Source organism: Desulfitobacterium metallireducens DSM 15288, assembly GCF_000231405.2.
Taxonomy (GTDB): Bacteria; Bacillota; Desulfitobacteriia; order Desulfitobacteriales; family Desulfitobacteriaceae; genus Desulfitobacterium_A; species Desulfitobacterium_A metallireducens.
On sequence record NZ_CP007032.1, the window covers coordinates 1,501,358 to 1,523,642 of the forward strand.

A 22,285-nucleotide genomic window follows, 5' to 3' on the forward strand; every position below is an offset into this window, starting at 1 on the left:
ATAAGATGAGAAGAACAAAAATCGTTTGTACAATCGGTCCAGCTAGTGAAACGCCGGAGAAGGTTAAAAACCTTCTTCAGGCGGGAATGAATGTTGCACGTCTAAACTTTTCGCATGGGACTCATGAGGAACATGGCCAACGCTTACGCGTTTTAAAAGATGAAGCTAAAAAATTAGGAAAACATCTCGGGATATTATTAGACACAAAAGGCCCGGAGATTCGAACAGGAATGGTCCCACAAACAGGTATTGAATTAATAAAAGGAGCCTCTTTTATTCTCGATACAGATATAGATAACTTAGGTTCTTTAGAAAGAGTGGGAATTACTTATACTGACCTATGGCAAGAAGTTAATCCCGGAACGCATATCCTTCTCGATGATGGTTTGATTGATTTAGAGGTTGAATCTGTCCATAATGGAAAGATTTACACTCGTATTTGCAACGAAGGTCTTCTAAAATCAAGAAAGGGAGTTAATGTTCCAGGTGTTCCGATTCTGCTTCCCGCTGTCACTGAGAAGGACATTAGTGATATCCGCTTTGGGATTGACCAAGGGATTGATTTTATCGCTGCTTCCTTTACCCGAAAAGCATCAGATATTATTGCCGTTCGAAAAATTGTTGAAGAAGCAAAAGCAAATGTTAAACTCATTGCAAAAATAGAGAGCCGTGAGGGTCTGAACAACCTTGATTCTATCCTAGAAGTTGCGGATGGACTGATGGTTGCAAGGGGAGACCTAGGAGTAGAGATACCGGTGGAAGAAGTGCCTATCGCCCAAAAAGAGATGATTCGTAAATGTCATCTCTTAGGAAAACCGGTCATCGTTGCAACACAAATGTTGGATTCCATGATCCGAAATCCTCGTCCAACGCGAGCTGAAGCCAGTGATGTTGCCAATGCAATTTTAGATGGAACGGATGCTATCATGCTATCAGGGGAAACGGCTGCGGGACAGTACCCGGTTGAAGCTGTCGTCATGATGGATAAAATAGCTCACCATACTGAAACACGCTATTTTGATGAGCAGACATCACGTCATCCTCAGTTGAACGTGGCAGAAGCGATTAGTTATGCAAGTTATACGATCGCCCATGATTTAGATGCTCCAGCTATTTTGACGCCCACCCACTCAGGTTTGACTGCCCGTATGATTTCTAAATATCGCCCTAAATCGTTAATCATTGCCGCTACACCCTTTGAAACTGTAGCTCGGCAACTTACCTTGCATTGGGGCGTTATTTCCTTAATTATTCCTGAAAGTGCTGGCACTGATCAACTTTTATCCAATGCGGTTAACGAAGCTTTATCCCATAACTTGCTTAAAACAGGTGACATTGTTGTGATTACAGCCGGGGTACCCGTCGGTAAAGTGGGAACAACTAATATGATCAAGGTCCAAGTGATTGGTAATGCAGTTGTTAAAGGGACAGGAATTGGTCGCAAATCCGCTTTGGGTCCGGCTCGTCTAATCGTCGATCCCAAGACTACACCTTTCGAAGATGGCGATATTCTCGTCTCTCGGTTTACCGATGCAGAATATATCTCTTTGATCTCTCGAGCGGGGGCTTTAGTTATTGAAGAAGGTGGCTTAACGTCGCACGCTTCGATAGCCGCGCTTAATTACGGCATCCCTGCAATCGTTGGCGTCAAGGGTGTAATGGATAAATTCAAGGACGGGCAGCTTCTTACCGTAGATGCGCTTAGCGGAGTGATCTACGAAGGAACAGTAACGATTTTATAGAGGCTAGGGACAGAGAAAGAGGCAGAAACCAGAATAAATATTTCTGGTACTGCCTCTTTTATATTAAAGTTTATTGGAAAGATCATCGACCAAATCTTGGTCAATTGTACTTTGTTCTCGCTCATTTAGAATTTCAATCAGCCCTGCATCGCTAAGCTCACTTGCGACTTCGAACAAGGAATCTTTTCTAGCTTGCGGCAACTTATTCACAAATCGGTTAATCTTCACAGGGGGTACAAGGTTCCGAAACTTGACTCCACCATATTTCATAATACGTTCAGGCAAAAAATCCCCTCCTTAATACTCTACCACCCGGATCGTTAAATCTTCCGTAAAAATAGTATGCTTTACTTTTTGAAATTCATACAAAAAAGAGGTCTATTTCCTTAAAGTAAAATAAACCTCTTTTTTGTATAATTTAATGCGCTCTAATATATCAATGCTATGAATTAGTACCTTTGACTTGACCTAATGTTGCATGAACTTGCCCACGAATAAAACCTAAATATTCTTGGCGAAGTGCTTCCTGCTCTTCGCGCTCCCATTCTTCAAGTCCCACACTTCTTTGTTTACGGGATAACTCATTAATTCTCTCGATAAGGGTATTTATCTCCACACTATTAGCTCCTTTTCATATAATAATAATTTCATTTATTATATTATAACGATCACTAGTATGAATCTCAAGTTGGTCTGAAAGTACGGGAATGATATAATAGTCTTTATTGAGTGAGGAGGGATAATCTTGTCTTTATTTTCAGAGACTAAATTAAGAGTGCGTTATGCGGAAACAGATCAAATGGGTATCGTTTATCACTCTAACTATTTGATTTGGTTTGAGGTTGGAAGGACAGAACTTTTCCGTAATTTGGGATTACCTTATACAGTTTTTGAAGAGCAAGGTCTGTCGCTAGCTGTTGTCGAGGCTTCTTGTCGGTATCGACAGCCTGCAAAATATGATGATGAACTCGTAGTCTATACACGCTTGGAAAAATTTACTTCGCGAATTATTAAGTTTTCTTACCAAGTCATGATGGAGGATATTCTTTTAACCGATGGAAAGACATCCCACGTTTTCCTTAACAAAGAAGGCAGGGTGGCTGATGTTCGAAAGTATCGAGTATGGAAAGAGGTCGCTACAAAAATTCCATCTTTAAAAATCTAGTTTTTTAATTCATCTTGAACTAAATATGTTCCCATGGTATTATGTATACATAATACAGAAGGGGGTGTTCCGATGTATCTTGTCACTTGGATCGAGGGTGAAGAAGTGAATTACAGGCTAGTAAGAAAGCAAGAACTCACCAAACTCATGACTGCCATCGGACAACACGTTATTGTTCAGAAGTTAGCATCTTAATCTTGATAGAGATAATGTTTTATGACTCATTGAGCTCACTTTAACAGTGGGCTCTTTTTGCACTTTTTAATATTTTAATCTCAGTTTTAATTCCAGGTCTAAAAGATTAAGAAAGTAATGATTGATGAGCAGGGAAAGACGGTAAATATACCGAATAAGTACGGATACCTTCAGCAATTTTTCGAAAGAACAATTCACTCTCATTAAGGAGGACTAAGATGTCTTTTGTTGTTGTCGTTGACAGTTCCGCTGATATTCTCCCAAAGGTTGCACAAGAAGAAGGAATTGTTGTAATTCCTATGCCTGTAAATATTGATGGACAAACCTTTCTCGAAGGAGTTGATATTTTTCCCGAAATCTTTTATTCTCAATTTGGATCTTTTCAAGAATTACCTAAAACGTCCCAACCTAATCCTGGAACACTTAAGGAAAAATATGAAGAAATCATAGCTAACGGGCATGAAGTTGTGGCAATTCATCTTTCATCGGGATTGAGTTCGACCTATTCAACTGCCTTGATGGTTCGGGATATGTGTACTGCTCCAGAAAAAATCCATGTTATTGACAGCTTAGGAGCTACCTTCGGTTATGGTTTACTGGCAATACAGGTAAATCATTATCTCAAAACCTCTCCTACATGGGAAGAAGCTGAACCCCGTATTGTTGAGCTAAGAAATCAAATGCGTTATATCTTCACCTTAGATACGCTCGAATATTTAGTGAAAGGGGGCCGTGTGAGTAAAACGGCTGGCTTTCTCGGTGGAATTCTTGATGTAAAGCCTGTTTTAGAAATTACACCTGATGGACGATTAGAACCTTTTGCTAAAGTTCGTTCTCATAAAGCTGCTTTACGCAAACTGATAGAGGTTATGCTTAAAGAAATTGATCATCCCGAAGAGCAAATTATAGGAATTTCTCATTCCAATTGTTTAGATGAAACTCAAGCTTTTGCTGAAGAAATCCGTAAACAAGTCAATGTCAAAGATATCATGATTAGTAACATCGGCTGTGTTGTTGGAAGTCATACTGGCCCTGGTGCCGTTGCGTTATTTTACAAGCGAGCTCTTTAATAGTATTTAACTTTATTTCAATCTTTTACTTCAATTTAACACTACTTTTTAACACTACTTTACTAGGAGGAACAGTTTTGAGAATCATCACGGCGCTAGTCTGCTTCATCTTTATCTTGCTCAATAGTGTTCCTCCTGTATATGCTCTGTCGAGTTCCAATCCTCCAGAAATTCATGGAGAAGGAGCTTATCTGATTGATGTTCAATCCGGGCAGACGTTATATAGTAAAAATGGAGATGGATTTTTCGCTCCTGCAAGTACTACCAAGATTATGACTGGATTGTTAGCAATCGAAGAAGGGAATCTTGATGATGTCGTTACTCTAAGCTCTACCATGCTCGATTACAAGACCGTTTATGGCACGCGGATCTATCTTGAACCGGGAGAGAAAATGCCTCTGCGAGATCTTCTTTATGCTTTATTGCTTAACTCTGCAAATGATGCTGCAGTAGGCATTGCTGAACATATCGGGGGGAGTCTTCCTCAATTTGTGTTCATGATGAATGAAAAAGCGAAGGAGCTAGGGCTAAAAAATACGACCTTTAAAAATCCCAGCGGGCTGACGAACGAGGGACATGTAACAACTCCTCATGATCTTGCTCGCATCGCACAAGCTGCTTATGCTAACCCGATATTCCGAAATTATGTACAGACGCAACGGCATACTATCACCCGGTCCAAATCGGATGTACCCACTGAAATGATTAACGAGAACAAACTCTTAGGACAAAATCCCTATATCAATGGGATGAAAACGGGTTATACAGAAGTTGCAAAAAATTGTTTAGTGGCTTCCGCTTCGAAGGATGGGCGAGACCTTATCGCAGTTATCCTTAAATCACAAGGCCGCGAGATTTATACAGATATGGAAAATCTCCTCAACTATGGTTTCTCTCAATTTCAGACTACGGTTTATAAACCTGCAGGAAGTGCTATTACACAGACAACAATTGGAACAGATGAAATCAATCTTGTCTTGTCGAAACCTATTTATACTACGGAAAAAATGGGGGAGCCCAGCTCAAAGTTAACACTTAAAATCATTCCTGCAGCGACGAATTTAACAGAAGTTGAGCAAGGACAAACGTTAGGAACTGTCGAAGTCTGGGAGGGTAACGAAAAACTCGAAAATGTTCCACTCACATCAGACAGGAGTGTCAAACACAAATTAAGTCTTCACAATAGCTCACCATGGGCCGCTTTTTTTCTTCTCGTAATAATGTTGGGTATAATTTTATTTTATGCTCAGACGAAGAGAAGTTCTGCCCACCGATTTCAGCGAACACGTAAAAAAAAGAAGAAAACTCAGGTCAGTAAATGAGACAATCTGATTTTTTTAAATCTTAAAAAATAAAGAGGAATCGGAGTTCCGATTCCTTTCTCAAAATAACCTAAAAGGGTGGACTAAACTATTCGCTTTACTTGCTGAGCTCAAAGGTTCCACAATCAGTCGCTTCTGTCGTTCGAACCTCTGCATGATGTTTTGTGACTTGAATTTGACCCGCAGTGCAAATTTTCGCGGATTCATTGTATTTGCACTCAACCACATTGCAAAGAACTTCAGGATTGGTATTAGGCATTCATATCACCTCCTTGTTTAAGAATAACCCAAACGTAAGGAGGTTATGTAAGCACTTGCCAAACCCTTTATCATTCGTCATAATTATACATGAATCCACAATTAGGTCAGGAGTTGAACAATAGGAATGTCCATGAATCATCAAGATAAAAAAGTCGTTACCTTAGCCTATGGGTGTCAAATGTCTGAGCGGGATGCTGACACTTTAACCGCAATATCTGCTCAAGAGGGATATATACGTTCCAATGATTTAGAAAATGCAGATCTAATTATAATTAATACGTGTTGCGTCCGTGAAAGCGCTGAAAATAAGATCCTTGGTAAAATTGGGGAGATGAAAAAACTCAAAGAAAAAAATCCCCACTTGAAAATTGCAGTTTCTGGGTGCATGGTTCAACAACCAGGTGCTTTAGAACGGTTACAACATCGGGCTCCTCATGTTGATATTTGGGCAGGAACTCATAATCTTCCTGAATTTGGTCGCCTCATCCAGCAAGCTGAGGAAAATCAAAAAGTAGCCGAAGTGTGGGATGAACCCGGACCAGCCTTGGAAGCCACTCCATTGGCTGAAAAAGGGAAGTTGAAAGCCAGTGTCAATATCAGTTATGGCTGTAACAATTTTTGCACGTATTGTATTGTTCCCCATGTTCGGGGAAGAGAGCGGAGCAGAAAACCTGAAGATATTCTCTGCGAAGTTCAAGAACTTGTAGAATCGGGTTGTAAAGAAATCACGTTACTAGGGCAAAATGTTAATTCGTATGGACATGATTTAGATATTTCTTATGATTTTGCCGATTTACTTAAACAAGTTGACAAGATACCCGGTTTGCTTCGTGTCCGTTTTTTAACGTCTCACCCCAAGGATTTATCCGATAAACTGATTGGAGCCGTTGCTGCAGGGGAACATCTCTGTGAACACTTTCATCTTCCTATTCAGTCTGGAAGTAATGAAATTCTCAAACGAATGAACCGCAAGTATACACGGGAATACTATTTAAATCGGATCGAAAAGATCCGAGAGATTATTCCAGAGGCTAGTATCACTACAGATGTTATTGTTGGGTTTCCAGGGGAGACAGAGGGAGATTTTGAACAAACATTAGATATTATAGATACGGTCCGCTTCAGTCAGGCCTTCACCTTTATGTACTCCAAGCGTTCGGGTACACCTGCTGCAGTGATGCCAGACCAAATCCCTCTTGATGTAAAGAAACGTCGACTACAGCTTCTTATGGATCATCAGAATGATCAAAGCTTGGAATGGCGCAAAGGAATGCTGGGTAAAATCTATGAAGTTTTAGTCGAAGGGCCGAGTAAATCAAATCCTGATCGGTTAACGGGACGTACTCCGGGAAACGAACTTGTAGTTTTTTCTGGTGATCTTGAACTTAAAGGTTCTCTTGTTAAGGTACGTATGCTAGAAGCGCGATCCTGGACGCTTTTAGGCGAGATTGTCACTTCACTAGCAGGAATTTCTTAATTAGTGTAGAATGAATTTAATGGAGGTGTTTTAATGACAGCGGATATCTTAGAAAAAGCTGAAGTTCTAGCAGCAGCAATTGCGCAAAGTGCTGAGCTCAATGAACTAAGAACAAGCGAAGAAGCAATGCTTGCCGATGAGCAAGCCCAAAAAATTATTGAGGAATTCAATCAAGAACAACAACGTGTATTTACTCTTCAGTCGGAGGGTAAAGAGCTCTCGGAAGAGGACAAAAAGGGAATTGATGAGATGGAGCAGAACGTTGCGAGTCATCCTTTAATTGCTGTCTATTTGCAAGCACAAGACCGTTTTACGCAGTTGTTGGATAGCGTAAATTCCGTCTTAGCGAGCGCTATTGCTTCAGTCCAAGATAATGGTTCAAGTTGTTCTTCATGCGGGTCAGGATGCGGCGATAATCAAGGCGGGTGTGGCTGCGGTGGCTGTTAAAGCCCTACTCTAAGGTGGAGTTCATTTCAATACCTTAAGCCATGACATGAAGAGAAGAGAAGGGAAGAGTTTAACGCTCTTCCCTTTAGAATATTTCCGTAGTTTTTTACTCCTTCTATTTTTCATCGAATATTTAGATGCCTTGGAGGATATAACAGATGACAACTCCAATGATGGTTCAATATAAATCTATAAAAGCACAAGTCCCTGATGCCATTCTCTTTTTTCGCCTTGGGGACTTTTATGAAATGTTTGGGGAAGATGCCCTAACAGCTGCCCCCATTTTGGAAATTGCCTTAACAGGGCGAGAAACGGGTGGAGGAGAGCGTACACCAATGTGTGGCGTACCCTATCATGCAGTTGAAAATTACCTGAACAAGCTTGTTTCGACGGGTTATAAAGTCGCAATTTGTGAGCAAGTTGAGGATCCCCAAACTGCGAAAGGAATAGTCCGCCGAGAAATTATCCGAATTATTTCACCCGGAACCGTAACTGAATCCATCGCGGAGAGAATGAATAATTATTTAGCCTCGATCTTTCACGAAACCAATTGGGGATTAGCATTTCTAGATGTCTCTACTGGGGAATTCACGATTTTCGAGAATGCTTCTTTAGATATCGTTCTTACGGAATTATCGAGGATCAATCCGTCGGAACTTGTTCTCCCTCCAGAGCTAGTTCGTTTAAAACACTGGCGGGGATACTTTATCACAACTCGGGACCGAAAATCCTTTACTCAAACGGATATAATTGAAGAACAATTTAAGAAGCAACACGCCCTCTTCGAAGAGTCTCCAGCTGCTGCCAAGGCGGCTAATGCCCTCTGGAATTATCTTGAGGAGACTCTGCCAGGGAGTGAACTTACGCATATACTTGAGATACAGACTTATCATCCTGACCAGTGGATGATTCTTGATCAGTGGACTCGTCGTAATCTCGAGCTTACCGAACCACTTCGTGGGCAAGGGAAAAAGGGAACGCTCCTTTCAGTCCTTGATTTCACAAAAACAGCTTTTGGAGGGCGGTTGTTAAGGCGTTGGATCGAGCAACCGTTGCTCTCAAAACAAGAAATTGAACACCGTTTGAATATAATTTCTGATTTAACCGAGGATAGTTTTTTACGCGGAGATTTAGCACAATTTCTGACGGGTATTTATGACCTCGAACGTTTGATGGGTAAAGTCTCTTTTGGAACAGCGCATGCTCGCGATCTTTTGGCATTGAAGCAGACTTTATCAACTTTACCTAAAATACGCTCATCTCTATTTGCGAGCCATTCAGAATCTCTCAAAAATTATCTTGCCCATTTGACTGGTTTGGATGAATTAGGCGAAGAGCTTGAGAATGCTCTCAATATTGAAGCTCCGCTTTCCTTAAAAGAAGGAAATCTACTTAAAGACGGTTATTCGCCTGAGATCGATCAACTCAGAGGAACGTCCTCTGGTGGAAAAGACTGGGTCGCTCAACTGGAGGCTCAAGAAAAAGAACGGACAGGAATTCGTTCTTTAAAAGTGGGTTACAATAAGGTTTTTGGCTATTATATCGAAGTTACCCATGCCAACGCTCAACTTGTACCTCCTGAGTACATCCGTAAACAAACGTTAGCGAATGCAGAACGTTTTATCACTCCTGAATTAAAGGAATATGAACAGAAAATTCTAGGAGCTGAGGATAAACTTATTCAGTTGGAATACCAACTCTTTTTAGAAATTCGTGAGACTGTAAGGAGACATATTCCTCAAATTATGGATGCTGCGCATGCTCTTGCAGAAATTGATGTCTTTGTTAGCTTAGCTGAAGTAGCTATCCGCCATCACTATGTTCGCCCCGAGATTACACAAGGGGGAAAGATCCAGATCCTTGAGGGTCGCCATCCTGTTGTTGAAAATATGCTTGAGAATGGTACTTTCGTTCCTAACGATACCCTTCTCTCGCGTTCTAAGCATCTTGCCTTAATCACTGGACCGAATATGGCTGGAAAGTCCACTTATATGCGACAGGTTGCTTTGATTGTACTGATGGCCCAAATCGGAAGTTACATCCCTGCTGAAAAAGCCAGTATCTCGATTGTCGATCATATTTTTACGCGGGTCGGCGCTTCAGATGATTTAGCCTCTGGACAGAGTACGTTTATGGTCGAGATGCGAGAGGTGGCGTACATTCTTCATCATGTTACAGAACATAGTCTGGTCATTTTGGACGAGGTAGGTAGGGGAACCGCAACTTTTGACGGTTTAAGTATTGCCTGGGCTGTTACGGAGTATCTCGCCGATCAAAAGGTTAAACCCAAAACCCTTTTTGCCACTCATTATCATGAATTGACATCTTTAGAAGAGAGCTTACCCGGGATTTTTAATTTACATGTTGGTGTACGCGAACATGGGGAAGATATCATTTTTCTTCATAAAATTATTTCTGGTCGAGCCGATCGAAGCTATGGTATTCAAGTTGCCAAGCTAGCCGGACTTCCTGCACCTCTCCTGCAAAGGGCAAGAATAATTTTGGAGGAGCTTGAAGCCTCCTCTACGCTTAAAGAAAAGTCTTTCCGTCCAGAAGCTGCAACACAGCTTGCTTTATTTGAAGCTCCAGCACTTCACCCTTTGCTTCGCGAAATCGTCGAGATCAATGTGGATGATTTATCACCTCGTCAAGCTCAGGAATATCTCTATGATTTACGCGAACGAATTAAGGCCTTAGAAACTTTGTAAGCTTAATCAAGGATTGGAGGAATTCTTAGTGCACCCAAAAGAAATCCAAGTCGGCATCGATGTGGGGGGGACTTTTACAGACGCAGTTCTTATAGAAGAAAATGTGATTTTTGAAAAAGCCAAAGTTGCCACTCAAGCGGATAATGTGTTGGGTACTGTTCTTCAAGCCCTTGAAGCCTTGAAAATTTACCATAAGCCAGTTACACGAATTACAGTAAGTACTACTTTGATCACGAATGCCATACTTCAACAAAGGCTTCCTCAAGTTGACCTCTTACTCTTTCCGGGTTCTGGTATGAGCCTTAATGCATTCACTTGGCCAGTCACCTATCAGGTGTTGAAAGGAGAACTTGATTATCGAGGTCGAGAGATTTCTCCCCCCGATGACCTCGAATGGCGTCGGCTTCTTAATCGATATCAAGAATCTCCGAAGTCGAAAGTGGCCATTGTAGGGAAATTCTCACACCGTAATGATCTGCATGAGCATAATTTAGCCCTTTTTCTTCACAAACATTGCCCAAATCTTGAAATGAGTTTAGGACATGAGTGGGGGCAAACTAATTTCTACCGTCGAAGCCTTTCGACTTATCTTAACTTAGCATGTGCTGAGATTTATCAAACATTTGCTCAACAATTACAGCAAGCCGTAGAGCAAAAAGGTTGCTCGGCACAGATTAACGTGTTAAAGGCGGATGGAGGAATCGTACCCCTCCAAAAACTTCGTCCAGTTGAATCGATCTTCTCTGGTCCGGCTGCCAGCGTATTAGGTTCTTTAGCTCAATCTGAACCAGGTCAATCTTTCGTGGTTGTTGATATTGGTGGAACGACGACGGATATTGGGCTTATCTTGTCAGGTGAGCCCCTCCTGAGTGCGCATGGGGCACAAATTGGTGCTTTCTCAACTTTAGTGCGTACCTTAGCGGTCCGTTCAATTCCTTACGGAGGAGACTCAGCTATCCTTCCAGAAGCAGATGACTTTAAGATTGCTCCCTATAGACTCGGCCCAGCCTACTGCTTAGGGGGGCCTACGCCGACCCCGACTGATGCCATGCGTTATCTTAATTTAATTCCCTATGGAGATCGTTCTAAAGCGGAACAAGGGTTGCTCCAACTTCTGCCCGAAAAAGATCGAGACTCCTTACACCTTCAGCAACTTTCAGAAAATATCCTTATGCGTTTAGCTGATAGTATTTCACAAGCTGTTGAAAGCTTAAACAAGGAATGGAAGAGGGAACCTGCCTATAAGGTATGGGAGGTTTTGCATCCTCATGATGATAAAAATTTTCATATTTGGGTGAGCGGTGGCGGAGCTCCGGGACTCGCGAAGGCATTAAGCAGGTGCTTACATATCCCGGTAAAGATTGGAGATTATCCTGAAGTTTCGAATGCGATAGGAGCAGCTTTAGCGCGTTCAACTTTCTCCTGCACACTCCATTTGGATACTTTTATGAATCGGTATCGAATCGAAGAAACGGGTCTTCAAGGAGAGTGGTTAGGGTCTCGCAAACCGCATAAAGAAGTTGAAGGATTTTTACAGGAGATTGCTGAAAAAATTGCCTTTGATCAAGGGATTCACCTGAAAGAGGTTCAAATTCAGCCCTTTGATTTTTTTCCGATCGTTAAAGGCTACCAAACTGTAGGCCAAATCATTCGTGGTTCACTTATCGTTCCGCCAGGAGTTCGAGGGAGGCTTGTACCATGAAGCGCAGTGGAATCGTTTTCTTCCCGGCCTTTGACTGGTCTTTAGGGGACACCCATCCTGAACGGGAGGAACGCTTACTCTATACCCAAGAACAGTTTTTTGAGGAAGGAGTCATGGAACTTCCACAGGTTAAACAATACGCACCTGGACTCGTATCCTTGCATGAGGTTCTCAGAACCCAAGCTCTTTTTCCTAATTCGAAACAACATGACCTCGCTGCTCATTTAATAGCAGCTGGAAGTGCAATTGTCTTAGGAGATGCCTGGGCTCAACACGAAATTCGGAATGGCTTCGCTTTGGTTAGACCTCCTGGACACCATTCTGGAGCTACAGTACTTGGAAACAGGGGGTTCTGCACACTTAATAATGAAGCGATACTTATCAATCACTTAAGAACAAAATATGGAATCAAGAAAATCGCGATTGTTGATACGGATGTCCATCATGGCGACGGAACACAAGATATTTTCAACCATGATCCCAATGTTCTTTTTATTTCCCTCCATCAAGACGGACGGACTCTTTATCCGGGAAGTGGATTCACCCACGAAAAAGGCGGTCCTAATGCCAGGGATACAACCCTGAATATCCCTTTACCCCCAGGTACAGGAGATGAGGGAATTCATTACGTCCTTGAAGATTGGGTGTTACCCCTCTTGAATGAATTTCAACCGGATCTCATCATCAATTCTGCTGGGCAAGACAATCATTTTACCGATCCGCTCGCCTCCATGAATGTAACAGCTCGTGGGTATGGGAAAATAACTGAACTTATCCAACCTGATCTTGCTGTTTTAGAGGGAGGATATTCTATTGAAACTGCACTTCCCTATGTTAATTTAGCGATCTTCCTAGCTTTAACTGGTGAGGATTACAGCCATGTTGAAGAACCTCAAAAACCGCAACGACCGCTTCTTAATTTTCAGGAGTTAAAACGTTATGTTAAAGAATTAAAGGTGAATAACAAACAAGCAAATCCGCAATGGACAATTCGTGACGAAAAAACTTTACCTGGTGGGAAATGGGCCTATATTCCGCACTCCGTTTATTATGATACGGAAGGAATTCAAGAAATCCGACAGGATCGAGTCCGGATTTGTGAAGAGTGCGGAGGTACGGTTTTAATTGAAAGCCAGAACGCCGCAACCGGAGAAAGATTTGCCCTGATTCGAATTCCTTTTAATGCTTGTACTACATGTCGACAAGCTGGAGAAGATCTATGGGGTGATTTCAGGGGTCGTAAAATGAGCGTTCTTCTGCAGAATCAATTTCAGGATTCGATCCAGTTTTGGGAAAATTACGAGGGGGTAAGAAATCTTTGATTTCTAAAATTCAAGTTCTTGATCCACAATCCGCAAATCAAATTGCTGCAGGAGAGGTTGTTGAACGACCCGTATCCGTCGTCAAGGAACTTGTAGAAAATTCGTTGGACGCTGGAGCTAAACAGATCGAGATTACGATCGAAGGAAATGGCGTTCCCCTAATTCGGGTTCGTGATGACGGAAGCGGAATTTCTCCTGAAGATTTGCCTCAAGCGGTGTTGCGTCATGCGACGAGCAAGATTAGACGAATTGAAGATTTGAATGAGCTTCAGACGCTAGGCTTTAGAGGAGAGGCACTCCCAAGTATTGCTTCAGTATCTCGCATGGACATTACTTCACGCCAAACAGATAGCGTTCTCGGCATGAATTTAAAACTTATTGGGGGAGAACGGTGTGAGCTTCAGGAAATGGGGTGTCCTCCAGGTACGACCATAACTGTCGAGGATTTATTCTTTAATACCCCAGCTCGCCGTAAATTTCTTAAAACGCAAAATACAGAATTTGGACTTATCTCTGATACACTGGGGCGCTTAGCATTAGCTCGTCCTGATGTTTCATTTACCTTAAAACACCCGAAACAAGTTGTCTTTCAAACTCCTGGAAGAGGAAAGCTGCTTGAGAGCATCGGTGTAATTTATGGGCAAAAATTAGCCCGGCAACTCATTCCTTTGTCTTGTTCCTATAAGGAATGGACTCTTGAAGGATATATCAGCCCTCCGGATTTGGTTCGCTCTACACGTCAGGAAGAAATATTTATTGTCAACGGACGGATTATCCGCTCAAAACTTCTGAGCAGAGCTATTTCTGAAGGGTATCATACGCTTATTCCGAATCGACTCTTTCCAATTATTGTTATACAACTTACGCTTCCTCCCCATGAGTATGATGTTAACGTTCATCCGACCAAAATGGAAATACGTTTTCAAAATGAGAAAGCTCTTGCGCAGTTTATCTCAGAACAGGTACGCAAGACCCTTCTGGATAGCCGCCCCGTAGCTCCGTTCGAGCGATTATCAACTAAGCCAGCATCACCATCACTTGGCACGCAACAGGTTACTAGCAATTTTTCTGATTTTTCAACGGCGCGTTCCACCCAATCTAAGTTGTTTTTTCCTTCATTGACTCGCCCCGAGCTTTTACAGACACAAACACAGCTCGATCATAAAGAACCCTTTACTCCAAAAGTGCAAGAAGAGCCACATATATTCAAGACGCAACCCTATGAAACTCGGGAGAGCTTTGGTACTCAGGAAAGTAATGAGACTCAGAGAAACTTGAATAATTGTATGACTACTTTAATAACCGATCAAGTTCATCCTTTATTGACGCTTCGACCGCTAGGTCAGATTTTAGGGACCTATATCCTCGCTTCAAATGATGAATCTCTTGTGATTATGGATCAACATGCTGCTCACGAGAGAATTAATTATGAACGTATACTCAAGGAGCATCAACATAATCCTGGAGCAAGTCAAACTCTGCTCATTCCAACTTCTATTGATTTTTCCCCGATTGAAGAACAAGCCTTACTTGAAAACTTACCTCATTTAACCAATATGGGCTTTATCCTGGAACACTTTGGAGGAAGAACATATTTAATCCGCGGTGTACCTGCTTATAGCGGTCCTTATTCTGGGGAAGAGCTATTAAGACAGTTTCTTGAAGAAGTGGTTTTCAAGCAAAATCAACCTGCTTTTGATGAACTTCTGAGGGAATGGATTTATATGCTGGCCTGTAAGGAATCGATCAAAGCAAAGGAAAAACTGTCGCTTCTAGAAATGCAAGAACTCCTTGTTCAACTCAGCAAAACCGAAAACCCATACACCTGTCCTCATGGTCGCCCGACGATAATCAAGCTTACCCGAAGTGATTTAGAAAAACGATTTTATCGCATCTAATAAGAATTGTGGATTTGGAGTGCACTTTTTGAATAAAATTCCTGTTTCAATTAAATTAACCCATCCCAACGACCCTATTTTACAAGCAAAAATGAGGTGGTTTATGGATCAACCGGGTTGCTCTTTTCAAACCGGCGAACCTGATTTACTCCCAATTTTACACCTGACTCGTAAGGGAATATTTCTGGATGATGGTCAGAATCGCCTGAGCTTTCATCCGAACCTAGCCATAATCCGAATTTTGCAGGGCCTTCGTGGAGAGCAGGATCGTTTTCTTGTTGCCACTAACGTGAAGCCAGGCCAGACTTTGATCGATGCAACTTTGGGGATGGGTGCAGATGCATTAGTTGCGGCTTGGAAAGTAGGGGAAAGTGGAAAGGTTATTGCTTTTGAACACTCACCACTTCTTGCAGCACTAATGAAAGAAGGACTCCTTAGTTTAAAGGATAAACAATTGCCTAGGATAATGAATTCCCTCAAGCTTAACGCCTGGAAGGAGCTCATCCTCGCCTCGCAACGAATTGAAGTCATATGGGGAGATCATCAAAAACTCCTTACTGAACTGCCAGAGTCTTCGGTTGATGTCGTCTATTTTGACCCGATGTTTCGGCGTACCCGCGAAAAGTCCTCTTCAATTCAACCGTTACATCGGTACTCTGATCATCGACCCTTGCAACAGGAGGCTGTACAGGAGGCCTACCGTGTTGCATGCTCGCGCATAGTTCTTAAAGAACGTAAAGGCAGTTCAGAATTTGTGCGCTTAGGGTTCCAGGTGTTTAATGGAGGACGTTACAGCCAAGTTGATTATGGAATTATCAATTGTTGTTCAACCAAGGAGGAAACATTTTGAAGCCCCTAATTATTATTGTTGGCCCGACGGCGGTAGGAAAAACAGCATTAGGTGTAAGTCTGGCTAAGAGTCTTGATGGAGAGATCATTTCGGGTGATTCTATTCAGGTCTACAAAAGACTCAATATCGGTTCAGCAAAACCTACTCGGGAAGAACAACAAAATATTCCGCATTTTCTTTTGGATATTCTGGACCCGACTGAACCATTTACGGTTGCCCAGTTCCAGAAGATGGCCTTAGCACAAATTCAAGAGATTCAAAGCAGAGGGAAAGTTCCCCTTATTGTCGGAGGGACGGGCCTTTACATTCGTTCTTTGCTGGATCCCTTTGATTTCAGTGAAAATAGCTCGTCAGAAATTCGAGAGGGCTGGGCTAATTTTCTTGAGAAGGAGGGCAAGGAAAAGCTTCATCAGGCACTTATCGAAGTTGATCCAGTTAGCGCAGTGCGCCTGCACCCAAATGATACACGACGTATTATTCGGGCCTTGGAAGTTAATGACCTCACAGGAAAACCTTTTTCTGAGCAACGGGGAAGCCTTGATTATGAATATCCGTCCTTAGACCCATCAATTCTGTATATAGGGTTAACCGCTCCTCGTGAAGTGATTTATGATCGCGTCAATCGCCGGTGTGAAGAAATGATGCAAGAAGGTCTGCTCAAAGAAACCTTGGATTTACTTAAGGACGGATATGATCGTCGACTAAAACCTCTCCAAAGTATAGGGTATCGTCATGCGATCTGGGCCTTAAAGGGAAAAGTGACTTCTTCAGAAATGTTGCGTCTTTTCCAACGAGATACTCGACATTTTGCTAAACGCCAATTAACATGGTTTAAACGGGATCCTCGAATTCAATGGTATGATACTCAAAAGCATAACTTATCTATTCTTTCAGATGAGATCAGCAAGACTTGCAGAGGACTTGAAAGTCGTGTAAAATAAACAGATAGAAATAGAAATAGCTGGTGATGGAGGGAAATAAATGATTAAGTCGCCCATCAATTTACAAGATACTTTTTTAAATCAGGCAAGAAAAGAAAACATGCCCGTCATAATTTATTTGGTTAATGGATTTCAACTGAAGGGAATTGTGCGAGGCTTTGACAACTATGTTGTTGTTTTGGACTTCGAAGGGAAACAGCAGATGATCTATAAACATGCTATTTCTACTGTTATGCCTATGCGACCAATTAACTTAGTTGCTGCAGCGAATGTTGCAACAGAAGAGCAGAACTAAAATAAATAGTAAAAATTTTAAATAACAAAAAAGCCTGTTTCCAGGCTTTTTTACTTAGTTAAGCTCGACGGATGTCGGGTTTTTCTTTTTCTAGAGAATAAAAGAACTACTAATAATGAAAAATAGGAATGAATCCAAGAAATTTAATGAGAGTTAGAGAAAATCTACAAAATATATGCTTAAATAATTGTAGGAATTACAATATCGTGGTAAAATAAAGTTTAGTGTTAAAAACCAAAAAGGGAGTTTTTATTTGTGATTGAAACGGCTAACTTACGCAATATTGCTATTATTGCCCACGTAGACCATGGTAAAACGACATTAGTTGATGCAATGCTCAGACAGAGTGGTACTTTTCGCTCTAATCAACAAGTGATGGAGCGCGTTATGGATTCTAACGATCTCGAAAGAGAAAGAGGAATTACAATTCTTTCCAAGAACACTTCTGTTCATTGGCAGGACACAAAAATAAATATTGTAGATACACCAGGCCATGCTGACTTCGGCGGAGAAGTTGAACGGGTTTTAAAAATGGTCAATGGGGTTTTGCTTATCGTCGATTCTTACGAAGGTCCAATGCCTCAGACCCGTTTCGTTCTAAAAAAGGCCTTAGAACTGAAACTCGTGCCCATTGTAGTTATTAACAAAATTGATCGGTCAGATGCTCGCCCTGCTGAAGTATTAGACGAAATCCTGGAGCTTTTCATGGAGTTAGGAGCAGATGATGATCAACTCGATTTCCCGGTTGTCTATGCTTCCGCACGTCAAGGGATTGCAGGCCTTGAACCCGATCAACTCACTGACAACCTGGCTCCTCTCTTTTCCCTGATTTTAGAGCATATTCCTGCTCCAGTTGTCGATATAGAAGCCCCTTTACAACTCTTGGTTACGACTTTGGACAATGATGATTATGTTGGAAAAATCGTTGTAGGGCGACTGATCCGTGGAACGGTTCATCAAGGCGAACAGGTTGTCTTAATGAAACGAGAAGGGGTTATCGAAAAGAACAAGATTGGTAAAGTTTACGTCTATGAAGGGCTTAAACGTGTGGAGGTCGATGAAGCACCAGCAGGTGAGATTGTCGCTTTGACAGGCTTAACCAGTGCCAACATTGGAGAAACAGTGGCTGATGCAAATGAACCGGAAGCACTTGATGTGATTGAAGTGGACGAGCCTACGCTCACCATGAACTTCATGGTTAACAACAGCCCTTTTGCTGGTAGAGAAGGAACTTATGTGACTTCACGTAAGATTAGGGAAAGATTATACAAAGAAATCGAAACAAACGTGAGCTTAAATGTAGAAGATACAGATTCTGCAGATGTTTTTCGCGTTTCAGGAAGAGGAGAGCTTCATCTTTCTATCTTGATTGAAAATATGCGTCGCGAAGGCTATGAACTCCAAGTGTCGAAACCTGAGGTCATTATTAAGGTCATCGATGGAGTAAAATGTGAACCGATTGAATACCTGACCTGCGATATTGCCGAAAACGCGATGGGTTCTATTATGGAACTATTAGGACAACGCAAAGCAGAAATGGTGAATATGACCAATATTTCAACCACTCAGATTCGCTTAGAGTTTAGAATTCCAGCACGGGGTTTGATTGGTTTCAGGGGTGACTTTTTGACGCAAACGCGCGGCGAAGGAATAATGAGTCATGTCTTCTATAGCTATGAACCCTATAAAGGGGATATCCCTGGTCGAAGTCGCGGCGTGTTAATCGCTTTTGAAGATGGAGAAGCTACAGGATACGGCCTCAATATTGCCCAAGAACGAGGAGTCACGTTTATCGAACCAGGCACTCAAGTTTATGAGGGAATGATCGTCGGTGAAAACAGCCGAGATCAAGATATTGAAGTCAATGTAGCTAAGAAAAAACATGTGACTAATATGCGTTCAAGTAACTCGGAAGAAGCTTTACATTTAGAAAGTCCACGACTTTACAGCCTCGAACAAGCTCTGGAATATATCGATGATGATGAACTTGTTGAAATTACTCCAAAAAGTATTCGTTTGCGTAAAAGATATCTGGATCATTCATCTCGTGTTCGCTACGCAAAGAACAAAGCTTCGATGTCAAACTAATAGAGTTGACTGATTTTACTTCTTTTTAGGACACCTTTTCAGACTTATTGCGTATAGTAATAAGGATGGGGAGGTGCTTCCTACATATGCCGATTCGTATTACATTCCGACCGGATGATCATTTGCCTCCGGTGGTACATTCTCCTAAGCCAAAAGTTGCCCTTGAAAGTCAAAGCGAGCCTACAGTACAAAATTCAAAGTTTCGAAAAACCATATCTAATTCTACGGACAAGGATAAAGTTGAAGAAATCCTCTCAGAGCTAGATGCCCTGATTGGGTTACGAAAGGTTAAAGAGTTAGTTCGTGAACTGCAGGCCTATGTTGAAATACAAAGACGGCGGACACGGGAAAAGCTCCTTGCTGAGTCCTTAGTACTGCATATGATTTTTCGAGGAAATCCTGGTACGGGGAAAACGACTGTTGCTCGACTCATTGGCCGACTTTTTAAGGAAATGGAAGTCCTGCAAAAGGGCCACATTATTGAATGTGAGCGCGCGGATCTCGTTGGCGAGTACATCGGGCATACTGCACAAAAGACACGTGAACAGGTGAAGAAGGCTTTAGGCGGAGTTTTGTTCATCGATGAAGCCTACTCTCTTGCAAGAGGTGGGGAAAAAGATTTTGGAAAAGAAGCCATTGATACTTTAGTCAAATCGATGGAAGATCATAAAAACGAATTTATCTTGATTTTAGCGGGTTACCGTCATGAGATGGATTGGTTTTTACAGACTAACCCAGGACTTCGTTCTCGTTTCCCAATTTATATTGATTTTCCGGATTATACATTGGATGAGCTTCTGGCTATCGGTGAAACGATGCTCAAAGATCGTCAATATGAATTCAGTTTTGAAACGAGAGAAGCATTTCGCTTTATGCTTCAAGGACTCTTAAATTCTCATCCCTACGCTGGAAATGCGCGATTGGTTCGAAATATGGCTGAGAGAGCCATCCGTAAACAGGCAGTTCGCTTATATCAGAAACCCAACTCAACTCGTGAGGAACTTATGCAGATTCTACCTATAGATCTCGCCATCGATGAAAATAATGCTCGGAATTCTTCATAAACTCTAAGTGCAACCAGCGGCTTTCACTCTCCCTAAGGCTCGGCGAAAGTCTGGTTTTCTTTATCTTAATTGATGGCTAATTGCCGCTAAGATGGAGGTAAGGTATGGATATCTTCGGAGATCTATCCGGAATACGGTTAACACAACTCGAAGAATTGAAAACGCTGTCTTCGCTCCGAACTGAACGTCCGGAGCTTATCCATGTCGATTTGCTTGATGGACTAAGTATTTTAACGGATAAGTGGAATAAGGAAATTGCCTTGTATATTAATCGCACGGGGCGAGTTAATGGCATAGCTGTAGGACATCATGCATCAGTTAAACTTCCTTCGGTACGAGTAAGGGAAGCCACCCATACACGATGTATTCATACTCATCCAGGGGGGAATTTTCAATTAAGTTCTGTTGACCTTAGCGCTCTTGAATCTCTCTCCCTTGAAAGTATGACAAGTATTGGAATCCTCAATGGAAAAATCACGGGCGCTGAGCTCGCTTGTTTAACCGAGGATGGGACAATTCTCACTTCGAACTTCTCGCCTCAAGAGCTTGAAAGGCTTGACTATGATGAATTTCTCTCAGAGAATCGTACTCGTCAAACCCCGATAACCCGTGCTCTTCCTGAGGAAGAACGGGCGTATCTTGTTTCAGTTGAAAATGAAGAACTAGCTCAAGAAATATTAACTGAATTAGCGGAACTCGCTCGCACTGCAGGAGTTAAAGTTGTGGGACAATTGTTGCAACCCAAGCGTTACGGTAGTTCTGTTAGTTATCTCGGCAAAGGAAAACTCGAGACATTAAATCAACAACTCCAAAATACACATGCAAATGTTCTCATTTGTGATGATGAGTTAACTCCTGCCCAACTTCGAAATCTTGAAGAATATACCGGAATTAAAGTCTTGGATCGCACGGGACTTATCCTAGATATATTTGCACAGCGTGCTAAGTCTCGGGAAGGAAAACTGCAAGTTGAATTAGCACAACTCCAATATCTCTTACCTCGCTTGACAGGTCAAGGTCGATCACTCTCTCGTTTAGGTGGAGGGATAGGAACGAGAGGTCCTGGTGAATCCAAATTAGAGATGGATAAACGGCGAGTCCGTCAACGAATTTATATTCTCGAACAGGACTTAAAGGAGATTCGTAAACACAGATTGACACAGCGGCAACAACGCATTCGTAGCGGGCTTCAACTTGTTGCGCTAGTAGGATATACAAACGCTGGAAAAACAACATTTTTACAAAAAGCAATGGAACAAACTCGGGCTAAAGGTGAGTCACTTTCTGGAGAGAACAAGCTTTTTGCAACCTTGGATCCGACAGTACGTTCGCTTCAAATTGGCACATACCGTCAAATTCTGATGAGTGATACTGTTGGTTTCATTCAGAAACTCCCGCCTAAGTTACTAAACGCGTTCTTGGCGACTCTAGAGGAAGTTCAAAATGCGGATTTGTTGGTTCACGTTTTAGATGCAAGTCATGCTCGAGCTTTAGAACAGGCTGATACAGTTCATGAAATATTGAAAGAATTAGATTGCGCTGATAAACCCACGATTACCGTCTTAAATAAAACGGATCAAGTTGAACAGATTTCTGATCTTAATCGTTTAGCGCAGCAACTACCACACCCTGTATCACTTTCTCTGAAACAAGGAGATTCACTTGTTCCTGTCTGGAAAATGATTGAGGAACTTTTGCCTGAGAATTAACTGACATGAAAAATAGATGACTAGGAGGC

The 22,285-nt window shown here is 41.9% G+C and carries 20 protein-coding genes; 17 read left to right on the forward strand and 3 right to left on the reverse strand.

The window, feature by feature from the left end; genetic code table 11:
- The first annotated feature begins 5 nt into the window (after positions 1-5).
- Positions 6-1,742 carry a pyruvate kinase gene (gene pyk / locus DESME_RS07230; RefSeq protein WP_006715373.1) on the forward strand — a complete coding sequence of 579 codons (1,737 nt, stop codon included), beginning with the start codon at positions 6-8 and terminating at the stop codon, positions 1,740-1,742.
- Positions 1,743-1,805: 63 nt separating this feature from the next.
- On the opposite strand, the gene DESME_RS07235 is transcribed toward pyk, so the two are convergent.
- Together DESME_RS07235 and DESME_RS15635 are read right to left on the reverse strand one after the other, a co-directional pair.
- On the reverse strand, positions 1,806-2,027 hold the full coding sequence (locus DESME_RS07235) for a hypothetical protein (RefSeq protein ID WP_006715372.1): 222 nt from the start codon (positions 2,025-2,027) through the stop codon (positions 1,806-1,808).
- A 157-nt stretch (positions 2,028-2,184) separates the two neighbouring features.
- The gene (locus tag DESME_RS15635) at positions 2,185-2,358 is read right to left on the reverse strand and encodes a DUF896 domain-containing protein (protein ID WP_006715371.1); all 174 of its coding nucleotides are present in this window, start codon (positions 2,356-2,358) and stop codon (positions 2,185-2,187) included.
- A 129-nt stretch (positions 2,359-2,487) separates the two neighbouring features.
- On the opposite strand from DESME_RS15635, the gene DESME_RS07240 reads away from it, so the two are divergent.
- The 4 genes from DESME_RS07240 to DESME_RS07250 all read left to right on the forward strand — a co-directional run bounded on the left by DESME_RS07240 (position 2,488) and on the right by DESME_RS07250 (position 5,494).
- Positions 2,488-2,907: an acyl-CoA thioesterase gene (locus DESME_RS07240; RefSeq protein ID WP_006715370.1), complete on the forward strand. Its 420-nt coding sequence runs from the start codon at positions 2,488-2,490 to the stop codon at positions 2,905-2,907.
- A 72-nt stretch (positions 2,908-2,979) separates the two neighbouring features.
- Entirely contained in the window at positions 2,980-3,102 is a 123-nt protein-coding gene (locus DESME_RS16375; protein ID WP_006715369.1) for a hypothetical protein, read from the forward strand.
- 218 nt (positions 3,103-3,320) lie between these two features.
- Positions 3,321-4,172: a DegV family protein gene (locus tag DESME_RS07245; RefSeq protein ID WP_006715368.1), complete on the forward strand. Its 852-nt coding sequence runs from the start codon at positions 3,321-3,323 to the stop codon at positions 4,170-4,172.
- A 77-nt stretch (positions 4,173-4,249) separates the two neighbouring features.
- Entirely contained in the window at positions 4,250-5,494 is a 1,245-nt protein-coding gene (locus DESME_RS07250) for a D-alanyl-D-alanine carboxypeptidase family protein (protein WP_006715367.1), read from the forward strand.
- A 97-nt stretch (positions 5,495-5,591) separates the two neighbouring features.
- Here the strand turns inward: DESME_RS07250 and DESME_RS15640 are convergent, their stop codons facing one another.
- Positions 5,592-5,753 carry a DUF1540 domain-containing protein gene (locus DESME_RS15640; RefSeq protein WP_006715366.1) on the reverse strand — a complete coding sequence of 54 codons (162 nt, stop codon included), beginning with the start codon at positions 5,751-5,753 and terminating at the stop codon, positions 5,592-5,594.
- A gap of 132 nt (positions 5,754-5,885) precedes the next feature.
- Between DESME_RS15640 and miaB the strand changes: the two genes are divergently transcribed.
- The 12 genes from miaB (at position 5,886) to hflX (ending at position 22,256) form a co-directional block, all read left to right on the forward strand.
- A complete protein-coding gene (miaB, locus tag DESME_RS07255; protein ID WP_006715365.1) occupies positions 5,886-7,232 on the forward strand; it encodes a tRNA (N6-isopentenyl adenosine(37)-C2)-methylthiotransferase MiaB in 1,347 nt (448 codons plus the stop codon).
- 33 nt (positions 7,233-7,265) lie between these two features.
- Positions 7,266-7,679 carry a YlbF/YmcA family competence regulator gene (locus tag DESME_RS07260; RefSeq protein ID WP_006715364.1) on the forward strand — a complete coding sequence of 138 codons (414 nt, stop codon included), beginning with the start codon at positions 7,266-7,268 and terminating at the stop codon, positions 7,677-7,679.
- Positions 7,680-7,837: 158 nt separating this feature from the next.
- On the forward strand, positions 7,838-10,387 hold the full coding sequence (mutS, locus tag DESME_RS07265; RefSeq protein WP_006715363.1) for a DNA mismatch repair protein MutS: 2,550 nt from the start codon (positions 7,838-7,840) through the stop codon (positions 10,385-10,387).
- 28 nt (positions 10,388-10,415) lie between these two features.
- Positions 10,416-12,089, forward strand: a complete 1,674-nt coding sequence (locus DESME_RS07270) for a hydantoinase/oxoprolinase family protein (RefSeq protein ID WP_006715362.1) — start codon at positions 10,416-10,418, stop codon at positions 12,087-12,089.
- Positions 12,086-13,411 carry a histone deacetylase family protein gene (locus DESME_RS07275; RefSeq protein WP_006715361.1) on the forward strand — a complete coding sequence of 442 codons (1,326 nt, stop codon included), beginning with the start codon at positions 12,086-12,088 and terminating at the stop codon, positions 13,409-13,411. Before DESME_RS07270 ends, DESME_RS07275 begins: the two co-directional genes overlap by 4 nt.
- Entirely contained in the window at positions 13,408-15,309 is a 1,902-nt protein-coding gene (gene mutL / locus DESME_RS07280; RefSeq protein ID WP_006715360.1) for a DNA mismatch repair endonuclease MutL, read from the forward strand. Before DESME_RS07275 ends, mutL begins: the two co-directional genes overlap by 4 nt.
- 19 nt (positions 15,310-15,328) lie before the next feature.
- Positions 15,329-16,159 carry a class I SAM-dependent methyltransferase gene (locus tag DESME_RS07285; RefSeq protein WP_427846189.1) on the forward strand — a complete coding sequence of 277 codons (831 nt, stop codon included), beginning with the start codon at positions 15,329-15,331 and terminating at the stop codon, positions 16,157-16,159.
- Positions 16,156-17,100, forward strand: a complete 945-nt coding sequence (gene miaA, locus DESME_RS07290; RefSeq protein WP_006715358.1) for a tRNA (adenosine(37)-N6)-dimethylallyltransferase MiaA — start codon at positions 16,156-16,158, stop codon at positions 17,098-17,100. The genes DESME_RS07285 and miaA overlap by 4 nt, the downstream gene beginning before the upstream one ends.
- Before the next feature lie 40 nt (positions 17,101-17,140).
- Positions 17,141-17,395: an RNA chaperone Hfq gene (hfq, locus tag DESME_RS07295; RefSeq protein ID WP_006715357.1), complete on the forward strand. Its 255-nt coding sequence runs from the start codon at positions 17,141-17,143 to the stop codon at positions 17,393-17,395.
- 258 nt (positions 17,396-17,653) lie between these two features.
- The gene (gene typA, locus DESME_RS07300; protein ID WP_025248716.1) at positions 17,654-19,483 is read left to right on the forward strand and encodes a translational GTPase TypA; all 1,830 of its coding nucleotides are present in this window, start codon (positions 17,654-17,656) and stop codon (positions 19,481-19,483) included.
- Positions 19,484-19,569: 86 nt separating this feature from the next.
- Positions 19,570-20,547: an AAA family ATPase gene (locus tag DESME_RS07305; protein ID WP_006715355.1), complete on the forward strand. Its 978-nt coding sequence runs from the start codon at positions 19,570-19,572 to the stop codon at positions 20,545-20,547.
- Positions 20,548-20,651: 104 nt separating this feature from the next.
- Positions 20,652-22,256 (forward strand): GTPase HflX, encoded by a 1,605-nt coding sequence (hflX, locus tag DESME_RS07310; RefSeq protein ID WP_006715354.1) that lies wholly within the window; start codon positions 20,652-20,654, stop codon positions 22,254-22,256.
- Positions 22,257-22,285 lie beyond the last annotated feature (29 nt).

Excerpts from the sequence above, each read along its gene's own strand:
- DESME_RS07245 (WP_006715368.1), top strand. The coding sequence starts at position 3,321 with ATGTCTTTTGTTGTTGTCGTTGACAGTTCCGCTGATATTCTCCCAAAG.
- miaB (WP_006715365.1), top strand. The coding sequence starts at position 5,886 with ATGAATCATCAAGATAAAAAAGTCGTTACCTTAGCCTATGGGTGTCAA.
- DESME_RS16375 (WP_006715369.1), top strand. The coding sequence starts at position 2,980 with ATGTATCTTGTCACTTGGATCGAGGGTGAAGAAGTGAATTACAGGCTA.
- DESME_RS07275 (WP_006715361.1), top strand. The coding sequence starts at position 12,086 with ATGAAGCGCAGTGGAATCGTTTTCTTCCCGGCCTTTGACTGGTCTTTA.
- hfq (WP_006715357.1), top strand. The coding sequence starts at position 17,141 with ATGATTAAGTCGCCCATCAATTTACAAGATACTTTTTTAAATCAGGCA.
- DESME_RS15640 (WP_006715366.1), bottom strand. The coding sequence starts at position 5,753 with ATGCCTAATACCAATCCTGAAGTTCTTTGCAATGTGGTTGAGTGCAAA.
- hflX (WP_006715354.1), top strand. The coding sequence starts at position 20,652 with ATGGATATCTTCGGAGATCTATCCGGAATACGGTTAACACAACTCGAA.
- DESME_RS07305 (WP_006715355.1), top strand. The coding sequence starts at position 19,570 with ATGCCGATTCGTATTACATTCCGACCGGATGATCATTTGCCTCCGGTG.
- mutS (WP_006715363.1), top strand. The coding sequence starts at position 7,838 with ATGACAACTCCAATGATGGTTCAATATAAATCTATAAAAGCACAAGTC.
- pyk (WP_006715373.1), top strand. The coding sequence starts at position 6 with ATGAGAAGAACAAAAATCGTTTGTACAATCGGTCCAGCTAGTGAAACG.
- DESME_RS07260 (WP_006715364.1), top strand. The coding sequence starts at position 7,266 with ATGACAGCGGATATCTTAGAAAAAGCTGAAGTTCTAGCAGCAGCAATT.